Genomic DNA, 22,301 nt, shown 5'->3' with positions numbered 1-22,301 from the left:
TATCCTTAATTAATGCCCTGTTCCGACTTCAGCACGGCGTATTTTGCATCGTAACCAGTGAGCCAGGCGATGGAATCGTCGGCTTGATCCGCAGGTGACTGCCAGAAGTAATCGTCATCATCGGCATTCTCCCGTTCCACTATAGAAAGAGAACTTACGTTTCCAGAACCGATATGACTCCATGTTTGTTGGCCGTTTTTTCCAAAGCTGACGACAACGGCAATGGCAGCCTCCTCCAAAATATTGCCGTTTGAGGTCGAAGCATTACAGCTTGAGATTTCCGCTTCCGAACAAATGGTGAGGTTTCCGCTTCCTTTGTTGACTCCTTGTGGAGGCGTTATGAATGAAAAGGTTGGCGGGGAAGCCGTTCCAAAATAACTGGCGGAGAAGTTATTATCGTCGATTTTCGCCGTAACGGCTTCCGTGTTGACCTTATAAAAAAGGATTGATTCCGTCGCGACGCTTTGTGAAATTCCCAGCATTAAATGAGGTAACTTTCCCGAGTCCGAAGAGCATTGAGTTCCTGTACGATTCTCCCAGCCGTCATTATCTGTATCGGGGCATGGAAGATAGGCATTGGTTTGCAAAAAGCTTAAAAGCAGTGTTTTGACTGTGCTCACCTGGATCATGTTTTCTTTGTGCTGGTCATAATCTCTGGAGATCGACGTGACCTTGACTAGTTCGGTAGTCAAAAAACCAAGGATGACTAATGCAATGACTATCTCCAGAAGAGAGAATCCAGATTGTTTTTGATTTGTCATGGAGTCCGAATGCATCATAATTTTTTCACTCTATGGGCAGACGATGGCTCGCCAGCCCTGCCCCGTTAGATTGTCAAAGGATGTGCCGTCACAGGTATACACGGGTCTGCTGACCGGGTTTGTGTAAGCGCATTCGTTAAACCAGTGTTGTGTGTTATCTGTTATCAGGGTGCATAAATCGGGTGCGCCGTCCTGCGGGGAGATATCCTGGCTGATCCGAGCAAGAACGGCGGCCTCCCACTCATTTCTGGTTATGGTGATCACATAGTCATTGAAGACATTTTGATTTGCACCCACGGATTGAAAGTCGATATTGAACCCGTTATTGGCGGTAGGTTGCTCTAAATAATCGCCAATCGCATTGCTGGGTCTTGATTGTCCGCTAAGAGGCGGGCCAGCATAAAACAGCGCCATTACAATGTCATCTTTGCCGTCAACCAGTAAGGGAGCGACATCATTATTACTGAGATCTTTGACCTCATGCTCCAGATTGGCATTGACCGGAGCCAATCGTTTAGCTGAATTGAATTGGTAGAAACCATGGTCGTTGACGAGTCGGCTGTCAACTGCAAACCAATAAAGTGACCGATCCACATCTGAATCAATGAATGAGAAGAAACGATTTACAATTTTGTTTGGAACTCGGCCGATGACAAACAGTTGGTTGACCCCAGAAACATAACCGCAGGGACCATCTGATGAACCGTCCCCATTTGTATCAGGGCACGGGAAGTAACCCACTCCAGGTGTAAGGAGTTCGTCTGAGTAGATTTCGGGGTGGAGGATTGTATAGGCCAACATCCGGTTTTTTATCGCTTTCAGTTGCGATAGGTTCCGGTCCTCACTTTCTATTTTCATGGAATTAGTACGAACTTGCCCCAGGGTACCAAACCACACAGCGGTCCCCACTACTAACATCATCAAGATGATGAGCACCATAAATCCCGCTTGATTGCGTGTATTGGGTGTTTTTTTACTGTTAGAGTTGTTCATTGATGGCCATTAAATACCCCAAGAAAAAATTCTTTAGATTGCCTGATATTCTGATTATATCGCATTATATTTCAATGGGTTATGAATTTAATTAATTGGAAATTAAAATGAGTTATGCAAAATATGGACTTCAAATAAGTCTGTTCAGTGTGCGTTCAAGAGAGAGGGGCGCTGAATAGGAGCATGGCCAGAAAGAGTCTATCAACCCAAGCAAGTACATGAAGTAGTCATAAAAAGAGGTGTTTTTAAAAATGAACAGGCCTGTCCGGATAGGGTATCCGGACAGGCCTGTTGGATTTGCAAGAATGGCTTTGACTAGGTGTTTACTTAGTCATACGGCGTGGTTTGCCTTTGTCTTTGGTCGGTTTGTTGCGTGACAAACGCTTACGCGGAGCGCCTTCTCCGATGGTTTTAACCTTGGAGATGTTCAATTGCTGACCGCATACCCAAGATTTTTTCAAATCCATAAAGGCTTCTTTAGGCATGTCCGAAGGCAGATCTACCGTGCTGAAGGTGTCGTCGATGTTTAGCTGACGAATGAATTCGCTGTCCAGACCGGCTTCGTTGGCGATACAGCCCACGATGTTACCCGGCTTGACGCCGTGGGTGCGACCGACTTCCAAGCGGTAACGTGTCATGCCTTCATCGGGTGTGGCACTGCGTTCGCGACGCTGACGCGGCTCGCGCTCTTTACGGCGGCGCGGTTCGTTGTCACGGAAAGATTCGCGACGCGGTTCGCGTTGCGCTTTTTCATCCAGGAAGAAAGGCACGTCACCCTGAAGAAGATGCGCCAAGCCGGCGGCGATTTCAATCGCCGGAATGTTCTGTTCGGATTCAACCTGTTCAATCAGTTCTTGGTAGAACTGAATGTCATCCTGTTGAGCCGCATCAACGATGCGCTGCTTAAAGCGTTGTACACGGTTTTCGTTGATGTCCTGGGTGGAAGGCAGTTCCATTATCGGAATCTGCTTCTTGGTGGAGTGTTCAATCGAGCGCAGCAAACGGCGTTCACGGGGTGCCACAAACAGAATCGCGGTTCCGGAACGTCCGGCACGACCGGTACGGCCGATACGGTGTACATAAGACTCATTGTCATGCGGAATGTCATAGTTGATAACATGGCTGATACGTGGAACATCCAAACCACGTGCCACAACATCGGTGGCCACCAAAATATCCAATTTACTTTTCTTCAATTGATCGACAATGCGTTCACGTTGGTTCTGCGCGATGTCACCGTTCAAAGCCGCTGCGGCATAACCGCGGGCTTCCAGTTTTTCGGCGAGTTCAACTGTCGCCGTTTTGGTGCGCACGAAAATGATGATCGCATCGGTCTCTTCGTGTTCCAAAATACGTGTCAAAGCGTCCAGCTTATGCGTGCCGCTGACTAACCAGTATTTCTGGTCGATGGTGGTGGCGGTTGAACTCTTTTGTTTGATGATGACTTCGGTCGGGTTCTGCAAGTGCTTGTTGGCGATGCGGTGAACCTCTTTCGGCATGGTGGCCGAAAACAGCGCGATCTGACGGTTTTTAGGCGTGTGTTCCAGTACCCACTCGACATCGTCGATGAATCCCATGCGCAACATTTCATCGGCCTCATCCAAAACCAGGGTGGTCAAACCGTCCAGCTGCAAGGTGCCTTTACGAATATGGTCCATCACACGTCCAGGCGTTCCGACGACAACATGCACGCCACGTTTCAGGGCGCGAATCTGTGTGCCGTAGTCTGAACCACCGTAAATCGGTAGAACATGAAAACCTTTCATGTGGTGGGCGAAGCTTTGGAAGGCTTCAGCCACCTGGATGGCAAGTTCACGTGTCGGAGCCAAAACCAATACTTGAGGTTTGGTTTTTTTGATGTCGATCTTGCTTAAGATCGGCAAGGCGAACGCGGCGGTTTTACCGGTTCCGGTCTGCGCCATCCCCAGAATATCGCCGCCTTCCAATAGTGTCGGAATGGCTTGTGCCTGGATCGGTGAGGGGGTTTCATAGCCGATGTCGGAAATTGCTTTCAGTACATCTTGGCTAAGATTCAGTTGGTCAAATTTAATTTCAGTGGTCATCCATTATCCTTAATCGCTCGGTGAGCGGATCGATTTGCCCTGGAATAAAGGAAGACATGAGTTCAACTTGAGTGTGAATCAGGCGATAGGAACTAATGGCGCATGCTTTCAGCGTCGGTTTTCAAAATGAAGATGAAGTGAAAGCGTGTGTTGTTATTCTGGGGCAAAAAATTCTTTTAATTGAGCACTTTTGCAGCAGAAAACATTCAGGTCAACTTCTCTAGTCGTATAACAGGAAGTTGAAAATCGCACATATGCGGGCAAGTGGCTCAGCGGTATTCGTTTTATTGTGGAAGGGCGTATTTGAGCCCAATTCTTAAAACGAGCGCGGATTATACTAAATATTTGTATAAAAAGCAAAAATAACGTGGTTTTGAAAATGAGCAGGCCTGGTAGAGACTCAAGCTGGGTTGAATCAGGATTGGATAAAACGTTCTTCAAAGACCCCTGCAGGTACCGGTTTGCTAAACAGGTAACCCTGTATCAGCAGTTCAGAACTCTGTTCACGCAAAAAATCGGCTTGGTCTTGGGTTTCAACCCCTTCGGCCACGACCGAGAGGTTTTTGGTTTGCGCCAGTTTCAAGATGGATTGCACGATGGCGACATCGTCCGGGTTTTCGGGAATGTGACGGATAAAGCTTTGGTCAATTTTGAGTTCGTGCAACGGCAACCTCTGCAGGTAACTTAAAGAAGAGTAGCCGGTTCCAAAATCATCGATGGAGACATGAAAGCCCAAACTGACCAAATGCTGAATTTTTTGCAGCGCCAAGCTGGTGTTGCGGATCAAGACCCCTTCGGTCAATTCAAGCGTGATGTGGCTGGGGTTGACCTGAGTGAACTTGACCAGACCGATGACCAATTCGACAAAACTCTGCTCGTGGAACTGAATCGGACTGATGTTGATGGATACCCGGATGTTGTGTTGGTTGTCATTCCAGGCTTTTGCCTGCAAAAACGCCTTGTGCATGACCCACAGACCGATCTTGATGATCTGCCGTCCTTCTTCGGCCACGGGGATGAAATCGCAAGGCGGTACAAACCCCAGACTTGGATGGAACCAGCGCAACAGGGTCTCCGCAGCCACCGCTTTGCCGTTTTGATCAATTTGCGCCTGAAAGTAAAGCTGGAATTCGTCATCCAGTTCAGAATGATTGAGAGCCTGCAACATTTCCAGACGTTGTTTGGCGACGGCGCATAAATTGTTTTCGAACAGGTGAACCTGATTGCCACCGAGGTTTTTGGCTTCGTGCATGGCAAGGTTGGCGAACCCTATGAGCTGGTCGGATTGATTGTCTTCCAGGGTCGGGGCGAAAAGGTGCACGCCAATGCTCGCTGAACAATGCAGGGAGCGGTTGCTGATCTCATAGCGATCATCCAGGTCTTCTTGTATACGATGCGCCAGAGCGAGGGTGTTTTGCAGGGCTTCGTAATGATCTTGACTGAGTTCCTTGAGCAGAATTGCAAATTCGTCGCCGTCCAGTCTGGCAACCAGACCTTCACTGCCAACCACCGCCTGGAGTTTTTGAGCCACCAGGATCAGCAGTTGGTCGCCGATCATATGCCCCAAGGTGTCATTCAGAATCTTGAAACCGTCCAGGTCGATAAGAAGCAAGGCGGCATGGCTTTGACTGACGGTAATTTCTTCGATGGCCGCTTCGATTTGGTTTTGCAGTAAACTGCGGTTAGCGAGTCCGGTGAGCTTGTCAAAATAAGCCAGCTGTTCAATTTTTGACCGGGCTTCGTGAATGTCGGTAATGTCTTGAAGCACGCCGATAAAATGTTCAATATTGCGATTCTCGTCCATCAGCATCGACAGACTTAATACCGCGTAAAACTGCGCTTCGGTTGAGGCGGTAATCTGAACCTCGCCACTCCAGGAGCCTTCCTCTAACAGGGATTCCATAACCGTACCGAATGGCACCTTAAGAGTCACCTGCTTTTTCAGCCAGTCCACATAGGTCATGGTCTCCAGTATTTCCGGTTTAAGACCGGTGTAGGCCGAGAACGCATAGTTGGGTTGAGTGATCAGTCCTTGAGCATTGGTGATGAACTGTCCCGCATAGCTCGCATTCATCAGTCTCTGTTGGGCTTCGGCCTGAATTTCCAGGGTCAGGTCTTTTAGATGAAGCAGGATGCTTTCAAGTGATTGGTCGGCATTTAAAATGGGAAAAGCCTGCAGCTGAATCGGCGTGGTAGCGTGGACCGCGACCTCACCGCAGTCCTTGAGCCAGACCATGGTTTCTTGCAACTTTAATTTCGGACTGTTGATGCACTCTTGCAACCATTCCTTAAGGTCAAATTCAGTGTTGCTTCTTTTTTGGGTGTAGAGTTTGAGTTGGGAAAAGAGTGTGTCGGTATCGGTGGTTTCACCAATGACATAGCGCACTTTGGCGTTGACCAGTCTTGGCGAAAGCTGTGGCGTAAAGAGGATCAACCCTTGCTGAAAAGAATCGGCAATTTGCTGGCGTTGAAAGCTGTGCGCCTGATGGAGTTTGGCGATCAGCTTGGTGATTTCAGTGCTGTGCTTGGGAGCGTCCATACCACTTTGATAATTCAAGTAAATAAGTTAATACTTAGCATAATACACTAAGTGTTAATGAGTGTTTTAACGAAAACAGAACTTGATGGAATAAAATTTTTATGGCGGAATTAATCGGATGAAACATTCAGGAAAGTTTGTTCAAACTCTTTGTTACGGCAGGGTTTGCCATAGAGGAAGCCTTGGATGATGATGTCGTCCGGTTGAGCTCTTAAAAAGGCCACTTGCTGATGGTTTTCAACGCCTTCAGCCACTATGACGAGTTTTTTGGTTCTGGCTAGGCTGATGATGGATTCGACTATCGCCATATCATCTTCACTTTCGGGCACCCGATGGATGAAGCTTTTGTCAATTTTCAGTTCGTGTATCGGCAATTTTTGCAAATAACTCAAAGATGAATACCCGGTTCCGAAATCATCGATTGAGATTTTAAAGCCCAGTTGGCTCAAACGCCCGATCTTCTTGAGGGCCGACTGGGTATCGGAAATCAAAACCCCTTCTGTGAGTTCCAAAGTGATGTTGCGCGAGTTGACTTGTGTCGTCTGCATCACTTGCATGGTCTGTTCGACAAAATCGGCCTCGTGAAATTGTATGGGGCTGATGTTGATGGACAGATTAAAGTGCGGGTCAATCTGACTCCACTTTTTAGCCTGCATAAAGGCGGTGGCCATGACCCAGTCACCCAGCCTTAATATCTGACGGCCTTCTTCAGCGATAGGAATGAATTTATTCGGCGTCACCGAACCGAGTTCGGGGTGATCCCAGCGCAGCAAGGCTTCCGCGCCATGAACCTGGTCATCGCGACCGATTTGCGCTTGATAATGCAGTTCAAACTGTTGGTCCAGATCCGCTGTGGTCAAGGCGTGTTCGAGTTCGCGACGTTCAATCACCACTTCGGACAATGACGGTTCATAAAAGTAAATTTTCTGGTTGGTGCGTTTTTTGGCGGCCGACATCGCCAAATCGGCATAGTCCATCAAGTCTTCCGCACTGTCCCCGTCTTTGAATGGGAATACGGTGATGCCGATGCAGATGGTGCTGTGCAAGGTGGTTTCGTTGATGTGGTAGTTCTTGTTCAGTGCTTTGGCGATTTTGTTGGCCAAATGGTAGGCGTTTTGGGTCGCCTGGGTGGTGGAAAAGGCCTTGTCCTGGGTCAGGATCAGGAATTCGTCACCGCCGATGCGCGCAATGGTATCTTCTTCACGCAACAGATTTCTGAGGTTGCTCGCCACCTGCTTGAGCAGCGCATCGCCCGTGTTGCGCCCAAAGGCGTCATTAATGCTTTTGAAACGGTCCAGGTTGATGAAAAACAGCGAGGCAAAGGAATTGTGGCGCTTATGGTGTTTTAATGCCACATCCAGATGCTCGTAAGCCAGACGGCGATTGGCCAGGCCTGTCAGGTCATCGTAATAGGCCATTTGTTCGATGGCCATTTGCGCTTCGTGGATGTCGGTAATGTTCTGGATGGTCACCACATAATGTTCGATATTGAACTGTTCATCAGCCAGCATGGATATGCTTAATACTGCATAAAACGTGGTGTTGGGCATGGGGTGCAGTTCCACCTCTCCACTCCAGTAACGTGAGGTCAGTAGGGTCTTCAGCACTTCATTGGTGTTGGTTTTAAGGGTGACCTGCTGCTCCAGCCAGCCGGTTAAGGTCATTTTTTTCAGAGTGGAGGTTGGCAGTCCGGTCAGAGCGCAGAAGGCGTCATTGGGGTGGGTGATGTATCCCTTTTCATTGGTGATGAACTGGCCGTCGTAACTGTTGAAAGCGGCTTCCATAAGGCGCTTTTGTTCGTCAGCCTGAGCGTAAATGGTACGATCGTAGATGACCAGCAGCAGGTTTTTTAGCCCACCTTCAGCCGTTTTCAGGGCCTTTCCGGACAGCAGCAGCGGGGTGGTTTTGAGGGTTTCCACGTCTTTGAGCCAAACCGAAATCTCTTTGGGCTGACTGTCTTTTGGGGTGTGCTCAACCTCTTCGATGAGTTGCTGAAGGCAGTCATGCAGGTCAAACCTCAGGCTGGCTTTTTTGTTTTTGTAAAGCGGTAAGCTTTCAATGGGCTGGTCAATGTCGATGTGTTCGCCCAGCAAGAGTTTGGCTTGTTGGTTGATGATTTGCGGCGTCAGATCTGGTTTGAATACAATGACGGCTTCATGGAATGCGCAGATGATTTCCAACTTGTTCTCTCGCTCTTCACGTAACCGTGCCACCGAGTTTTCAAGTTGTGAAGGGATTCTTACTGCATTCATTCAGTGTGAGCCGTATTAGCAATCATTAGTTACTTCGATTCTAACCAAGAAAATAGGCCTTGCCAATTAATTAACGGCTAAATTAGGCCTTATTTGAATAAATTTATGGAAAAAGCTCACATTATCGCTATTTATGCGTATATTTGCTTAGGTAGCCAAGTCACCAATTCCGGCCAGATGGCAATCATGGCCAATACCCCAAGTTGAATCGCAATAAACGGCAGAGTTCCGCGATAGAGATCGGCAGTGGTCAGGCTTTTTGGGGCCACGCCTCGCAGATAGAAGAGCGCAAAACCGAAAGGGGGGGTGAGGAATGCCGTTTGCAGGTTAATGGCGATCATAATGCCGAGCCAGATCGGGTCGACCCCCATCATCAGCAGGATGGGCGCTACCACCGGCACTACGACATAGGTGATTTCAATAAAGTCCAGAAAGAAGCCTAAAACAAACATCAGTGCCATCACGATCAACATGGCGGTAAACACGCCGCCGGGGAGGTCGGAAAGCAGTTCGGTCATTAAATCATCGCCGCCTAGGCCGCGGAACACCAGGGAGAAGAAGGCGGCACCGATGAAAATCATGAAAATCATGCTGGTTACTTGCAGGGTGTTGCGCATGACGGTGTTTAGGGTGTTTAGATTCAGTTTTTGTTTGCTCAAGGCTAACAAGGTCGCCCCCAAGGCACCTAAAGCCGCCGCTTCGGTTGGGGTGGCGTAACCGCCTAAAATCGATCCCAGTACCAGTAAGATTAGTAACAGTGGCGGCAATAGGCTGCCCAGAACGCGTTTGAGCAGGCCGGGTTGAACCGGTTGGCCGACATGGTTGGGTACGCTATCGGGTTGAGTGATGGCCTTGAATAGGATGTAAAGCATATAAAGAAGCACCAGCAACATGCCCGGGAACAGTGCGCCAATAAACAGGTCTCCGACCGAGAGCGTTTCAGGCGAGAAGATGCCTTGACTGAGCTGGGCTTGCTGATAGGCGGATGACAGAACGTCGCCAAGCAGGATCAATACGATAGAGGGCGGAATGATCTGCCCCAAAGTGCCGGATGCACAGATGGTGCCGCTCGCCAGTTTGGGACAATAGCCCTGTTTGATCATCGTCGGCAGGGCCAATAAACCCATGGTGACCACCGTGGCTCCGACAATGCCGGTACTGGCAGCGAGCAGCATGCCCACCACAATCACGGAGATGCCCAAACCGCCCTTGACGCCACGCATGACCTCATCCATGGTGTTGAGCAGCTGCTCGGCGATTTTAGACTGTTCGAGCATGATGCCCATGAAGACAAACAGCGGCACGGCAATCAGGATTTCATTGCTCATGATGCTGTAGATTCGATTGGGGATGCTTTGCAGGAATGCCATATCGAACGCGCCGAACAGGTTGGCGACCAAGGCGAAAATCAATGAGATCCCGGCCAGTGTGAAGGCGACAGGAAATCCAACCAAAAGGGCGATGAAGATGACTGCGAAAAGCAGTAGAGCTAACCATTCCATTAAAGTTTGCCCTCCGTTTCAACGCTGTTTTCAATTTTGGGCGCATTGGGGTCAAAAATTTCCAGCCAAGAGTTTGCGGCAATGGACAAGGATTGCAGAATCACCAAACACGCCATGATCAGAATCAAACTTTTCAGAAGATAGAGATAAGCCAACCCCCCGGCCTCCGCCGAGCTTTCCTGGATGGCCCAGCTGGCGGATACATAATCCCAGCCAACCCAAAGAATGAAGAGCATGCTCGGTAAGACCAGTATCATTGTGCCCAGCAGGTTGATCCAGGCTTTGCGTTTGGGGCTGGCGTGGGTGTAAAACACATCGACACGTACATGTTGATCCTGCTGGTAGGTGTAGGCAATCCCCAGCATGAACAAAATCGCATGGTTGTACATGGCCGCTTCCTGCAACGAGACTTCGCCGATATTGAAGCCGTAGCGCAGTACCACAATCAAGGCCATTAGCAGAACCAGAGTCAGGCTACCCCAGGCGATGAAATGCCCCAGTCGGATTTGAAGTTGGTTTTGCAGAGAGATGAAACGATTTAAAGTGTTGGCAAATTGCATAAATATTTTGGTTTTTAACTTAATTTGCCTTGTATTTTACGGTGTTATGCGAGTTTTTGCAGGTTTTATCTGTCGATTGCTTTGGGCAGACAAAGCCAGAACTGGTTTTTTTGCAGGCCCAAAATGAACAGGCCTGCTGGTTTGGTTGTGATTTGTCAGCGAATCGACCAAAGCACATCATAAACGACCCGAGTCCGAGTGTTCATGATGGCGATGTCGTTACCAATCATTACCCGGATGTAACCGCTGGGTAATGGGGTCAAATGCCTTTCAAGCTCCCATGGCAGTGGACGTGGTTGAAAACTGTGGGGCAGAGGTTTGTGGCGGTGATAACGTTTGTAATAACCCGGTGGAATGTGGCCGTGGCGTTTGTGCGGATAGCCGTAATAACGGAAGATACGGTTGCGGTCATAATTGCTGAACCCGATCTTCAGATACACATTGTCCGAACGGGTTTGCAGTGAGCCGCTGGTCGCGGTCGGGTAAACGCTGCACGCGTTCAGCAATAAAAATGATGCAATCAAGGTGAGCAAGGTGAGGGGTTTAAACATAGGGGCCTCCTTTCCTACGGGGCTTGTTCAAGAAGGGGTGAAAAGCCTTTAAGGCCGAATCAATCCAGCTCTATCTCTTAAACGTCACTTTAAAAGAGTGTTATCAACACTTTAGCATGTTTGAAGAGGCAAAGCATGAAAAGACTCTGAACAGGAAACAACAAAGTATTAAAACGCCAAAAGGGGGTGAAACCTGTTTAATAATTGTGCTTCCCAACTCTTGGTCGAGGTTCAGGCGTGTTAAGATTCGCTTTTAATTATGTAAGCTGAATCAAACCAGAATGATTGTTAAAGTTGCTGTGCCGGGACCGTTTCTGTTCCCATTGGATTACCGTTTTGATCTGTCGGAAGGAGCCTTGCCGGTTGTGGGCGGTCGGGTTTGGGTGCCGTTTCGTAATAAGCAGCAGGTGGGTCTGGTGATGGGCTTGGCCGAAGAGAGCGATTACCAGTCCGACAAACTTAAAAGCGTGCTGGCGGTCATTGATGAAGAGGCCTTGTTTACTCAAGCACATCTGGAGTTTTTGAGTTGGTCGGCCCATTACTATCATGAGCCGATTGGAGAAGTGATGCAGGCCGCCTTGCCTAAAAAACTGCGTGCCGGTGAGGCCGTCAATATAACAGGCCTGCCCGTTTGGGAGTTGAGTGAAAAAGGCTTGGAAATTCAAGCCGATGCGATTCCCAAAAACGCCAAACATCAATTGGCGCTGTTGACCCATCTCAAGTCGGTGGGCATGGCCCAATCCGCCAGTCAATTGTCTTGCGTGCTGGAATCTTGGCGCCCGAGCCTGAAAAAGTTCATGGATTTAGGCTGGATCAAAGAGAGCCGAGGCCTCTGTCTGCCGGAAATGGCTTATGCTGCCAAGCCTGAGCATGAACTCAATGCAGATCAGCAACAGGCGGTGGATGCGGTCGCGGCTTTGCCGGTGCAGTCGTTCCAGGCATTTTTGCTGGAAGGGGTCACTGGTAGCGGTAAAACCGAGGTCTATCTGGGCATGATCGATGCCGTGCTAAAACGTGGCAAGCAGGCTTTGGTACTGGTGCCGGAAATCGGCCTGACGCCGCAGATGGTGTCGCGTTTCACGGCTTATCTGCAACAGCCGGTTGCGGCATTGCACTCCGGTTTGAACGATGCCGAACGACTGTGTGCCTGGCAGTTGGTGCGTACCGGCCAAGTCAAGGTGTTGCTGGGCACACGTTCGGCGATTTTTGCGCCTTTTGCCGATCTGGGAATCTGCATTATTGACGAAGAGCACGACCTCTCTTTCAAGCAACAGGAAGGCTTTCGCTATTCGGCACGTGACCTGTTGATCCGTCGGGCATTCGATAGCAAAGTCCCGGTGGTGCTGGGCTCGGCCACGCCCTCTTTAGAAAGCCTGCATAATGTTGAAATCGGACGTTATCACCATCTGCAACTGCATCAACGTGCTGCCAATGCCCAGTTGCCATCCATCAAACTGCTGGATGTGCGCGGCGAAAAAATTCAGGAAGGCGTATCGCGCCCACTGCGAACCGCTATGCAGCAACATCTTCAAAAACAGGGTCAGGTGTTGTTGTTTTTGAATCGCCGTGGGTTTGCACCGGTATTGATGTGTCATCAATGTGGCTGGCAGGCGCAATGTCCAAGTTGTGACGCCAATATGACGTTTCACCAATCCGGAACGGTCCACGGACATTTGCGCTGTCACCATTGCGGTTACCAATGTGCCGCGCCCAAGGCGTGTCCAAGCTGTCAGAGTGAGGAGTTTGTCAAGGTCGGGCAGGGGACGGAGCGTTTGACTGAAACCATTCAGGAGTGGTTTCCCGAGCAAAAGGTGGTTCGCATCGACCGCGACACCACACGACAAAAAGGCAAGATGGCGGAATTGACCGAGCAGGCTCGCAGCGGTGAAGCCGATATTCTGATCGGCACGCAAATGCTGGCCAAAGGGCATCATTTCCCCAATGTGACGCTGGTGGCGCTGTTGGATATTGACCAAGGGTTGTTCGGAGTCGATTTTCGCGCGTCGGAACGCATGGCTCAACTCGTTCTTCAGGTGGCCGGACGCGCCGGGCGCGCCGAAAAAGCCGGAGAAGTTCTGATCCAGACGCATCATCCCGATCATCCGCTTCTGATCACCCTTATTAAAGAGGGCTACGGCGCTTTCGCCGAGAAAGCGTTGCTGGAGCGTCAGCAAGCACGATTGCCGCCGTTCCGTTATCAAATTATGATTCGGGCCGAAGCCATGCAACCACAGGATGGTTTGCGTTTTTTAAGTGAATTGAAACACGCCTTGCTGGCTCAAGCCCAATTAGCACAAACCAAATCGGGCGGCTCTTCTGCCGAAGTCCGTGATCTGGATGTATGGGGGCCGGTTTCCGCTCCGATGGAGCGTCGGCAAGGACGTTACCGTTATCAGTTGTTGTTGCAGTCGGCACAACGATCTGACTTGCATGCGGTTTTGGGGCAGGTGGAACCTCATATCTATAAAAGTCCGCTGAGCCGTAAAGTTCGCTGGAGCATCGATGTTGATCCACAAGAGATGTTTTGAGCGACTGTTCGGAGTTGAGCTAAGGGCCCGTTGAGTTAAGGCTTGGAAGCACCAGGCCTGTTGGTTTTAGGTTTGACGGTTTTTGGTCTGTTTGGAGAATTCGTCCAGACTGATTTCCACCAGGCCTGCCCGATCCCGGTTGGGGCCTTTTATGACTTCCTGCGCCGCCCAGGCATGGCCGTGAACCACTTCGTAAGTAGCGGGAAGTTTTCCATCGTGGCGTTGCGGGTCACGCTGGCTTTCATAGGCTTCGAGCATGGTTTGAAAAGTCTGCTTGCCCATCAGTCCGCGTTTACGGTTCAGACCGGCGTTGGTGGCACCGATGGCCTTGAGATCCTTGAGCACGCCAATCGGTTTGTCATAGGTCAGCGTAAAAGTTTCCACGTCCATGACCGGTTGTCCGAAACCATTGCGGATCAGCGCATCGCCAATGTCGTGCATGTCCACAAAATGGTTGACATGCGGGTTGTCGGCATCAGCGACCGCCCAGGCCTGTTTGAGTTCCTTGAGAGTGTCCGGGCCGAAGGTGGTGAACATCAACAGGCCTTCGGGGCGTAAGACTCGGCGGAACTCCTGAAACACCCGATCCAGATCATCACACCATTGCAACATAAGGTTACTGACAATCAGATCCACACTGTGATCTGCAATCGGCAAGGCGTAAGCGTCGGCGTTCACAAGATTCGCTCCGTCTTTAGCGAAGAGACTCTGCGGCAGCCATTTGAATCTGGGGCCTTGCAGGCGTTGTTGCGCACGTTTGAGCATGTCTGCAGACAGGTCGATCGCGAAAGTTCTGGCCTGTGGATAACGATGGATAACTTTTTCGGTGAGCAGGCCGGTTCCCGCTCCGATGTCGAGAATCATCTGCGGGGACAAGGTCGTCAGTGCCAGTCTTTCGTCCACATGTTCGGCGACCGCCTTCTGCAGCACCGCCGCTTCGTCATAGCTCGGTGCGGCATGGCTGAAGTGCTGTTTGATGTGGGCCCGGTTGACCGGGGGCGACGATAAGGGGGCGTGATCCGACATGCTGTTCCGTGTTATTTGACTGAGTTTAAAAACGTCTGCAAGGCCTGAGCGGTCTCTTCGGGGTGGGAATAAAACGGCATGTGCGCCGCCCCGGCAATCAAACTGACCTGAGCAAGAGGCTGTATTGTACTGAAATCCGCGACGAATTCCTTTGGAATAAGGGGATCATTTTCGCCCAATAGCCAGAGCACTGGCGTGGAGGAGGTTTGTAAAGCCTGACGGTTGTCCATCTCCTTAAGCAGTTGCAAGCCTTGCGATAGGCTGCTGAGCTTAGGAATTTTTCGGGTTTGCATCTGTTTGAGAAAGTGTTTGATCAGTTGGCGAGCGCCATCCGAGCCTTGAATCTGCAATTTCCAAAAGTGCTGCAGGGTGGCCAGAGTGTCTTTGCCCAGCGCTTGAATGAAGTCATTCATGAGTTTGGGATTCATCGCCCAGTGCCAATCATCGGTTTGTATGAAACGTGGCGTCGAGGCCAGGCAGGTCAGGCTAACTACTTTTTCGGGGTGCTGGATAGTGATTGATTGCGACAGCAGCCCACCCAGCGACCAGCCGACCAGGTGGGTCGGTTCCGGTAACACCTTCATTAGCGCTTCTACCCAGGCCTGTTGAAGGTTTTCGGTTTTACCGATTTCGTGGCTGTTGCCGCATCCCGGCAACTCGATCAAGGTTACCCGAAAATGCTCTGCGAAATGGTTTTTTATCCAGTCATGCCAAACACTGTTCTGTGCACCCCAGCCGTGAATAAAGGTCAGATTGGGGCCGTCACCGAACTGTTCATAGTGAAGTGTGCGCATTAAAAATCCTTGTGCTTTGAATCAGATGACCGTCTGGTTTTGTCTGAGTCAGTAGGGAGGTGGAGTGATAAGGCCATATTTTAGCGGTTTTAAAGTCGCTAAAAAAGAAGAGTTGTGCACTTATAAAAGCGTCATAAAAGTTTCATTGTGGATAAGGATTTTTCACTATCTTTTTAAAGATCAACCTGTTACTATGAATTTAATCATACCTCTTTTTCAAGATCCTTTTGAAGAGGGGAAGGTATGATGATTGTTTAATTTGAGGTTTATCATGTCAGATGTAGTTACAGGTACCGTTAAGTGGTTTAACGACGAAAAAGGTTTTGGTTTTTTAGCACAAGAAAGTGGTCCAGATGTTTTCGTTCACTTCCGCGCAATTAACGGTACGGGCCGTCGTACCTTAGCAGAAGGTCAAGCCGTATCATTCGAAATTGTTGAAGGTGAAAAAGGCTTACAAGCGGCTAACGTTCAGCCGTTATAAAGGTTTGGGACGGCCGTTGGTATATTCTGACTAGCTGTCACCTTCTCGTTGCATAAGAAAGCAGGGTTTATCCCTGCTTTTTTTATACCTGCGATTTAAGTTTTTCTGTTTTCAAGGCGCTCTGTCAGTTGCCTTTCTTTTAAAGAGAGTCTTTGAAAATGGACAGGCCTGCTGGTTCAATGATGGGTTTGCCCGAACATAAGGCTTAGTGTCCGGGCAAGCACCGCTAAGGAGATTAAATTCCCATTTCAACTTTTGGTGAATCGGTCTTTTGACTGAGCTTTGGCTGGCAAAGAATGACCTGGCTGGTTGAGCTGCCTTGGTTCAGAAGGTAGCGTTTAATGGTTGAGGCACGTTGTTGCGCAAGCTCCAGCAATTGTGTGTCGCTGACCAGGTCCTTGACGCCTTTTGCAGCCGCTTTTTCAGCATTTTGTTGGCTTTCCTGTTTGTTTTGTTGTGCAAGCGCTTTCAACAGCGCATTGCGGTCGGCTTCATTGGCCAAGCCGCAGACCTTGATCTGCACCCCTTTACGTTCCTGAAGCAGTGCATGGATTTTTTGCAGATAGGTCTGCATAGTCGGTGAAAGTTCGGTTTGTCCCGCTTCAAAGTCGATTGATTGCAATTTAACCGCTTGCATTTGACCACTCAAGAAGTCTCCCGCCAAGGCAATCGCGCCGAAAGGTTGCAGCGCCAGCAGTAAATAGGTTTTGCTGGCGGTCTTAATGGCACCGCTCAAAGCGGTGTTGATGACGTCATTCAGGTCGAACTCAGGATTGGTGAGGTCACCCTGGATGGGAAGTTTCAATCTGATATTGTCCTGCTTGTCCCTCAGCAGCGATAAAGCCGCGTCGATCGGCATACTCAAGCCCTGTTCGAACTCTGCACTTTTGCTGGTGTCGGCGGCCTTGAGTTTCAGTTTATGCAGTCGCAGGGTGTTTTCGGCGTCTATTTTATTGGCGGTGATTTTGGTTTCCATGTCGGCCGAGAGCTGTCCGCTGCTGATGTCATATCCAGTGAACTGGGCAGAAGCCGGACTGATCTCCACCAAGTTCAAGCCTTCTAGCTGACTGGAAAGTTGGGCGGTCAGTTTCGGGTTAAAGGGTTGAAGGCTGCCGCGACTGTTGAAATGGGCGAATTCATCCAGTTTGAGTTTCAGCTCGTAAGGCGTGTCGGCCGCGGGTTTTTGGCTGTTTAGACTTCCGATTTTGAGGGTCTGGACGGTGATGGTTTTTTGAATCGGTGAGGCGAATTGGTGACTGCTGAAGTCAATCTGGTTGTTCCCCCGCATTTCGATGGCTTTCCATTGGACTTGGAAACCGGGTGTCTGTTCTGTGCTAGCTTGGCCGGTTTGCTGGTCGGTTTTGTTTTGGGTAGGCTCGGTTGCTTGGTCTGGCGAGGTGAAGCCTTCAAGTAAAGCCGTCAATTGTTCGATTTTACCCTCTTTGTTGAGGGTGATTTGGGTTTGGCTGTCAGACAGCTTAAGGCTGCCCAAAGTCAGTTTGGACAGGTCATGCAGAGTCATATGATCGACTTGCGCTTGCTTGAGCGTCACAAAGGCCCCGTTTTCCTGTTTGGCGATGTTCAAGCCGTCAAGGCTAAGTGTTTTGAGTTTGATCGACTCGGGTTGCTGAACGGCGATTGTATCGATCGACAAGCCCGCGATTTCCGCCAAAGGCCGGGTACGACCCTTGGTATCGGTTTTTTGATGGGTTTGTAGGGTCTTCAGCTTGAGTTGGCCTTGGCTGTCGATTTTGAGGCTGTCGGTTTGCTTGAGTGCCAAGTCGCCTTGCCAATTGAGGCTTTGCAGTTGGATCTGAAACTTTGGAAGGGAAGCATTGAGATCACTAATCTTCAGACCGCCTGTTTGCGCCAGCTGAATGCCTTGAGGGTGCAGTTGTAATTGCATATCAACTTGCGCTTCAGCATTCTGTTTGAGGTGAAGTTGGTTCTGACTGTCATCAAGCACCCCGGCTTGAAGGGTCATTAGGCCTGATGCACTCATTTCGGGGATGTCCGCTTGAGTAAAGTTGACCGAACCTTGCCATTGAACCTGATCGGCAGAGGCATGCTGGTTGGGGAGATCCAGTACAAAACCATTGAGTGTAGTGCGGCCTTTGTGTTCCAGTTGGATGCCTTCAGGTTTAAGTTGCCCAATCAGCTCCCATTGCGCGTTCATGGATTGTTGCAAGTGCATCTGGCTGGCGGAGTCGTCCAATTGCAAGTTCTGCATTTTTGCCGTGCCGTTGAGTGCCAACTCTGGATAGGTGTGGCCTTCAATATAACTCATGCTTCCAGACCAGTTAAAAGCTTGCCAGCTGGCTTGTTGCGTGGCGGTTGAAAGTGCAACCGCTTTAAGTTGGATATCTCCCTGCTGTTGGAAGTTCAGACCTTGCGGGAAAAGTTGGGCGGTAAAGGTCAGATCCGTTGAAAGTAGGCCTTCTGCATTGAGCTCTGAGAGTTCGGCGACAACCGGCAGTTGTGCCAGGTTCAAACCGTCGATTTTGACGGTGCCGACCACCTTGGGGTGTTCGCTGAACAGAAAGAGCCTGAAATGGCTGGCGATTCGTGAATCGTTGAGATGGCTGTTGAAAACCAACTGGGCCGGGTTTTTATCCCACATATAGAGGTTGTCGAGTGCCAAATGGTTCAGTGTATAGGTGGTGCGTTCAACGTTCTGGTTGGGGCGTAGCAGAGTCACCGAAAAATCCTCAACCGTCAGCGCGCCGATACCCAGCATGAAAAAGGGCGCCTGCCCTTTGTCTTCGCTTTGTTGCGGGTTGAGTGGTACCTCTATTCCTGCGACTTTCAAGTGCTGTGGGTCAAGCTGGGTGATTTGCAGTTTGGCATGCTGTATGTTCAGGGTGTTGAGCAATAGGTGTTGCTGCCATAAGGCACGCCATCTAATCTTGACGAGCATTTTTTGAACAGACAAAACGCGGTCTGAATTCTGGACGACCTGCAGGTTTTTGATGACCAGTTGCCCGCTAAACGGATTGAAGTCCACATCTTCCAGCTGCACTTCATCCGCGCCTTGGCTGAGAAACGCTTTTTGAATGCCGAATTGGATGGCGAATGGGAGAACCAGAATCAATAGGCCAATAAAAATGAACAGGCCTGTGGTCTTTTTATAGTGCGTTATCAGAGAAGGTAAAGACCGTGCCATTTTCTATCCTTAAATCGGTTAACGAGGGTGAAGGTTATGTATAGTGTGCAATGCTTGTAGCAGTGCGTCAATTTGTTGTTGGCTGTGTCCAGCAGACAGGGTCACGCGCAGGCGTGCCTGACCGCTTGGCACCGTAGGTGGGCGGATCGCCGTGACCCAGAACCCTTTTTGCTTTAAGGCTTCACTCCATTGTATCGCAAGCTCACTGTCACCCAATAGGATGGGTTGAATCGCGGTATTCGATTCCCACAAGGTCAGGCCAATCTGTTGCGCGCCTTGGCGAAAATGTTGGATGTGTTGTTGTAATCGGGTGCGTTCCGCGTCGCCCGATTGGACTAGTTTCAGTGCCGTTCGGGTAGCCAAGGCGTTGAGAGGCGACATGGCGGTGGTGTAGATGTAAGGGCGCGCAAACTGGATCAGACTTTCAATCAGGATTTGGCTGCCAGCGACAAAAGCGCCAGAGGTGCCAAAGGCTTTTCCCAAGGTGCCGACCAATATGGTGTCCGCATCGGGTTGGACGCCTAGAAAATCGAAACTGCCGCGCCCTTGCTCGCCAAGCATGCCAAAACCATGGGCGTCATCCACCAGCAACCAGGCCTGCTCATTTTGCGCCAGTTTCTGGATTTCGGCCAGTGGCGCGATGTCTCCATCCATACTGAACACTCCGTCGGTGGCAATCAAGGCCTGTCCAGTGTGGATCTTCTGCAAGCGCCTATTAAGCGCGGACATATCCAGGTGTGGATAGCGTTTAAGAGTGGCATCGCTGTTCAGTGCACCGTCGATCAAAGAGGCGTGGTTGAGCTTGTCGGCGAGAATGGTGTCGCCCGGTTGCATCAGGACTTGTTGAACTGCCAGATTGGCCATGTAGCCGGTTGAAAACAACAGGGCACGTTCAACCCCGAGCCAGTCGGCTAGTTCGTCTTCCAGCAGGTGGTGCTGGATTGAGTGCCCGGTCACCAGATGGGCAGCGCCGGATCCATAGCTGAGGTCGTCATGTTGCAAGGCGTCAATCAGGCTTTGTTTGATCTGAGGATGGTTGGCCAGTCCCAGATAGTCATTGGAGCTGAAGTTGACGACCGGTAGCCCATTGATTTGCATCTGTGCCTGTTGGGCGCTTAGACTCAAAGGACGCTGTCGATACAGGTGCGCTTGGCGGCGTTGCCTGAGAAGCGGTTCAAAGCGAGCTTGAATGGACATGACGTGCTCCCGAAAAACGCAGTGGAATCACTGCGCTTGAGGTTTAGGCGGTGAGCTCGGTGGCTTGTTCCGCCAGTTTTTTAGCAGCCGTTTCGGCTTTGACGTTCTGCTGCATTTGAATGCCTAGCTTGGCAAACAGTTGCATGTCATGATCCGATTCCGGGTTGTCCGTGGTCAAGAGTTTATCGCCATAGAAAATCGAGTTGGCACCTGCAAAAAAACATAGCGCCTGGGCTTCATCGGTTAGGCTCATGCGTCCGGCAGACAGACGTACATAGGTCTGCGGCATCAAAATGCGTGCGGTGGCGATGATGCGGATGAACTCGAAAGAATCAGTTTGGTCTTTCATGTGTGCCAAAGGGGTGCCTTCAACCGCGACCAGCAGATTGATGGGCACGGAATTTGGATGAACACGCATGGTGGCGAAAGTACGCAACAGTTCAGCGCGGTCTTTATGCTGCTCACCCATGCCGATGATTCCACCGGAGCAGACATTGATGCCGGCCTGTTGAACTTTGTCGATGGTATCGAGGCGGTCTTGATAATTACGGGTGGTGATGATTTTTGGATAGAAAGCTTCGGAGGTGTCGAGGTTGTGATTATAGTAATCCAGTCCGGCTTCCTTGAGTTGCGCCACTTGGTCATCATTGAGCATGCCCAGTGTCAGGCAAGTTTCCAGTCCCAAATCTTTGACGACCTTCACCATTTCCAGCACGCGTGGGAAATCTTTTTTGGTTGGGTTGCGCCAGGCCGCACCCATGCACAAACGGGTTGCCCCTCGCTCTTTGGCCACCAACGCTTGTTCGATGACTTCTTGGACTTCCATCATCTGTTCTTTTTCGATTTCGGTCTGGTTGCGCGCGCTTTGTGAACAGTAGGCGCAGTCTTCCGCGCATCCGCCCGACTTGATGTTGACCAAGGTGCTGGTCTGCACTTCGTTCGGATTGAAATATTGACGATGCACGCTCTGCGCCTGAAACATCAGGTCATTGAAAGGTTGATCCATAATGGCGCGGATTTCCTCCAGTGTCCAGTCGTGTCGAATTTGTCCAAGGTTTTGCATGTTCATAGCCATATTCCAATCTGTTGTTTGCCCGTGTAACGTCGTTTTTGTTAATTCTTTATGAGTTATTATAGCTCATACAATTCTGAGTAAATCAGAGATTCCCGCACGCTTTGCTGATCAAATGGAGAGTGTCATGCATTGGCTGGAAAAATGGATTATGCCGCCGACTTGCGTGATTACGGGTCGGGCAAGTGAATATCTCGACCTTTCACAACCTTTAGTTGAGGGATGGCAAGTGCCGTTGAACGTTTGTCCATGTTGCTGCGAGCCAAGTTCTCTGGGGCTGCTGTGCGGAGCCTGTCTGACGGATCCTCCCGCATTTGACCGAACCCAGGCCGGCTTTTATTTTGATAAAGAACTGGTCGATTTGGTGCATGGGCTGAAATATCAACGTCAGCTTGCTTATGGTCGAATCTTGGCGGATGTGTTAGCCGAAAGACTTCAGACTGAATCGGTTGAAGCGTTGTTGGCCGTTCCTCTATATGCAAAAAGAAGGCGCAATCGTGGTTACAACCAGGCCGAACTCATCGCCCAAGCCTTATCCAAAAAGTTACAGATTCCATTGCTGCCCGCTCATGCCGTGCAGAGGATAAAAGATACACCTTCGCAAACCCATCTGGATGCCCAACAGCGACGTCGCAACTTAAAGGGTGCTTTCCTGGTGGATAACGGGTCTTTCGAAGGCCTGAATCAAATCGCTTTGATTGATGACGTGATTACGACGGGCGCCACCATGCAGCAGTTGGCGAAATCGATTAAAACGAACACGCAAATTAAGACTATACAGGCCTGGGCGGTTTGTAAAACAAAGTGATGCAATAAAAA

The 22,301-nt window shown here is 50.0% G+C and carries 16 protein-coding genes; 3 read left to right on the top strand and 13 right to left on the bottom strand.

What is annotated here, in order from left to right:
- Window positions 1-5: 5 nt before the first annotated feature.
- The 8 genes from B076_RS0111350 to B076_RS0111310 all read right to left on the bottom strand — a co-directional run bounded on the left by B076_RS0111350 (window position 6) and on the right by B076_RS0111310 (window position 11,221).
- Window positions 6-779 (bottom strand): type II secretion system protein, encoded by a 774-nt coding sequence (locus tag B076_RS0111350; protein ID WP_028487423.1) that lies wholly within the window; start codon window positions 777-779, stop codon window positions 6-8.
- 12 nt (window positions 780-791) lie between these two features.
- The gene (locus B076_RS0111345; protein WP_038150550.1) at window positions 792-1,754 is read right to left on the bottom strand and encodes a hypothetical protein; all 963 of its coding nucleotides are present in this window, start codon (window positions 1,752-1,754) and stop codon (window positions 792-794) included.
- A gap of 323 nt (window positions 1,755-2,077) precedes the next feature.
- Window positions 2,078-3,817, bottom strand: coding sequence for a DEAD/DEAH box helicase (locus B076_RS0111340; RefSeq protein WP_028487421.1), 1,740 nt, complete (start codon window positions 3,815-3,817; stop codon window positions 2,078-2,080).
- Window positions 3,818-4,232: 415 nt separating this feature from the next.
- Window positions 4,233-6,356 carry a putative bifunctional diguanylate cyclase/phosphodiesterase gene (locus B076_RS0111330; RefSeq protein ID WP_038150549.1) on the bottom strand — a complete coding sequence of 708 codons (2,124 nt, stop codon included), beginning with the start codon at window positions 6,354-6,356 and terminating at the stop codon, window positions 4,233-4,235.
- Window positions 6,357-6,466: 110 nt separating this feature from the next.
- A complete protein-coding gene (locus B076_RS0111325) occupies window positions 6,467-8,608 on the bottom strand; it encodes a sensor domain-containing protein (protein ID WP_028487419.1) in 2,142 nt (713 codons plus the stop codon).
- Window positions 8,609-8,739: 131 nt separating this feature from the next.
- Window positions 8,740-10,110 (bottom strand): TRAP transporter large permease, encoded by a 1,371-nt coding sequence (locus tag B076_RS0111320; RefSeq protein WP_028487418.1) that lies wholly within the window; start codon window positions 10,108-10,110, stop codon window positions 8,740-8,742.
- On the bottom strand, window positions 10,110-10,670 hold the full coding sequence (locus B076_RS12835) for a TRAP transporter small permease subunit (protein WP_038150548.1): 561 nt from the start codon (window positions 10,668-10,670) through the stop codon (window positions 10,110-10,112). Before B076_RS12835 ends, B076_RS0111320 begins: the two co-directional genes overlap by 1 nt.
- A gap of 155 nt (window positions 10,671-10,825) precedes the next feature.
- The gene (locus B076_RS0111310; RefSeq protein WP_028487417.1) at window positions 10,826-11,221 is read right to left on the bottom strand and encodes a hypothetical protein; all 396 of its coding nucleotides are present in this window, start codon (window positions 11,219-11,221) and stop codon (window positions 10,826-10,828) included.
- A 281-nt stretch (window positions 11,222-11,502) separates the two neighbouring features.
- Here B076_RS0111310 and B076_RS0111305 point away from each other — a divergent pair, with 281 nt between their 5' ends.
- Window positions 11,503-13,749, top strand: a complete 2,247-nt coding sequence (locus B076_RS0111305) for a primosomal protein N' (protein WP_028487416.1) — start codon at window positions 11,503-11,505, stop codon at window positions 13,747-13,749.
- 66 nt (window positions 13,750-13,815) lie between these two features.
- On the opposite strand, the gene bioC is transcribed toward B076_RS0111305, so the two are convergent.
- Both bioC and B076_RS0111295 read right to left on the bottom strand, forming a co-directional pair.
- Window positions 13,816-14,775 carry a malonyl-ACP O-methyltransferase BioC gene (gene bioC / locus B076_RS0111300; RefSeq protein ID WP_028487415.1) on the bottom strand — a complete coding sequence of 320 codons (960 nt, stop codon included), beginning with the start codon at window positions 14,773-14,775 and terminating at the stop codon, window positions 13,816-13,818.
- Between the two features lie 11 nt (window positions 14,776-14,786).
- The gene (locus tag B076_RS0111295) at window positions 14,787-15,569 is read right to left on the bottom strand and encodes an alpha/beta fold hydrolase (protein WP_028487414.1); all 783 of its coding nucleotides are present in this window, start codon (window positions 15,567-15,569) and stop codon (window positions 14,787-14,789) included.
- Window positions 15,570-15,840: 271 nt separating this feature from the next.
- Between B076_RS0111295 and B076_RS0111290 the strand changes: the two genes are divergently transcribed.
- Window positions 15,841-16,050 (top strand): cold-shock protein, encoded by a 210-nt coding sequence (locus B076_RS0111290; RefSeq protein ID WP_028487413.1) that lies wholly within the window; start codon window positions 15,841-15,843, stop codon window positions 16,048-16,050.
- 235 nt (window positions 16,051-16,285) lie between these two features.
- Here the strand turns inward: B076_RS0111290 and B076_RS0111285 are convergent, their stop codons facing one another.
- Genes B076_RS0111285 through bioB form a run of 3 tightly spaced genes read right to left on the bottom strand, consistent with a single transcriptional unit; the run spans window position 16,286 to window position 21,473 of the window.
- On the bottom strand, window positions 16,286-19,213 hold the full coding sequence (locus B076_RS0111285; protein ID WP_028487412.1) for a DUF748 domain-containing protein: 2,928 nt from the start codon (window positions 19,211-19,213) through the stop codon (window positions 16,286-16,288).
- Between the two features lie 18 nt (window positions 19,214-19,231).
- Window positions 19,232-20,410, bottom strand: a complete 1,179-nt coding sequence (gene bioF, locus B076_RS0111280; protein WP_028487411.1) for an 8-amino-7-oxononanoate synthase — start codon at window positions 20,408-20,410, stop codon at window positions 19,232-19,234.
- A 43-nt stretch (window positions 20,411-20,453) separates the two neighbouring features.
- A complete protein-coding gene (gene bioB / locus B076_RS0111275; RefSeq protein WP_028487410.1) occupies window positions 20,454-21,473 on the bottom strand; it encodes a biotin synthase BioB in 1,020 nt (339 codons plus the stop codon).
- A 136-nt stretch (window positions 21,474-21,609) separates the two neighbouring features.
- On the opposite strand from bioB, the gene B076_RS0111270 reads away from it, so the two are divergent.
- The gene (locus B076_RS0111270) at window positions 21,610-22,290 is read left to right on the top strand and encodes a ComF family protein (protein ID WP_028487409.1); all 681 of its coding nucleotides are present in this window, start codon (window positions 21,610-21,612) and stop codon (window positions 22,288-22,290) included.
- The last annotated feature ends 11 nt before the right edge of the window (window positions 22,291-22,301 follow it).

It is taken from the genome of Thiomicrorhabdus chilensis DSM 12352 (assembly GCF_000483485.1).
GTDB classification, from domain to species: domain Bacteria; phylum Pseudomonadota; class Gammaproteobacteria; order Thiomicrospirales; family Thiomicrospiraceae; genus Thiomicrorhabdus; species Thiomicrorhabdus chilensis.
Note: the sequence above shows the minus strand (reverse complement) of the source record. Positions and strands in the feature narration are given on the sequence as shown.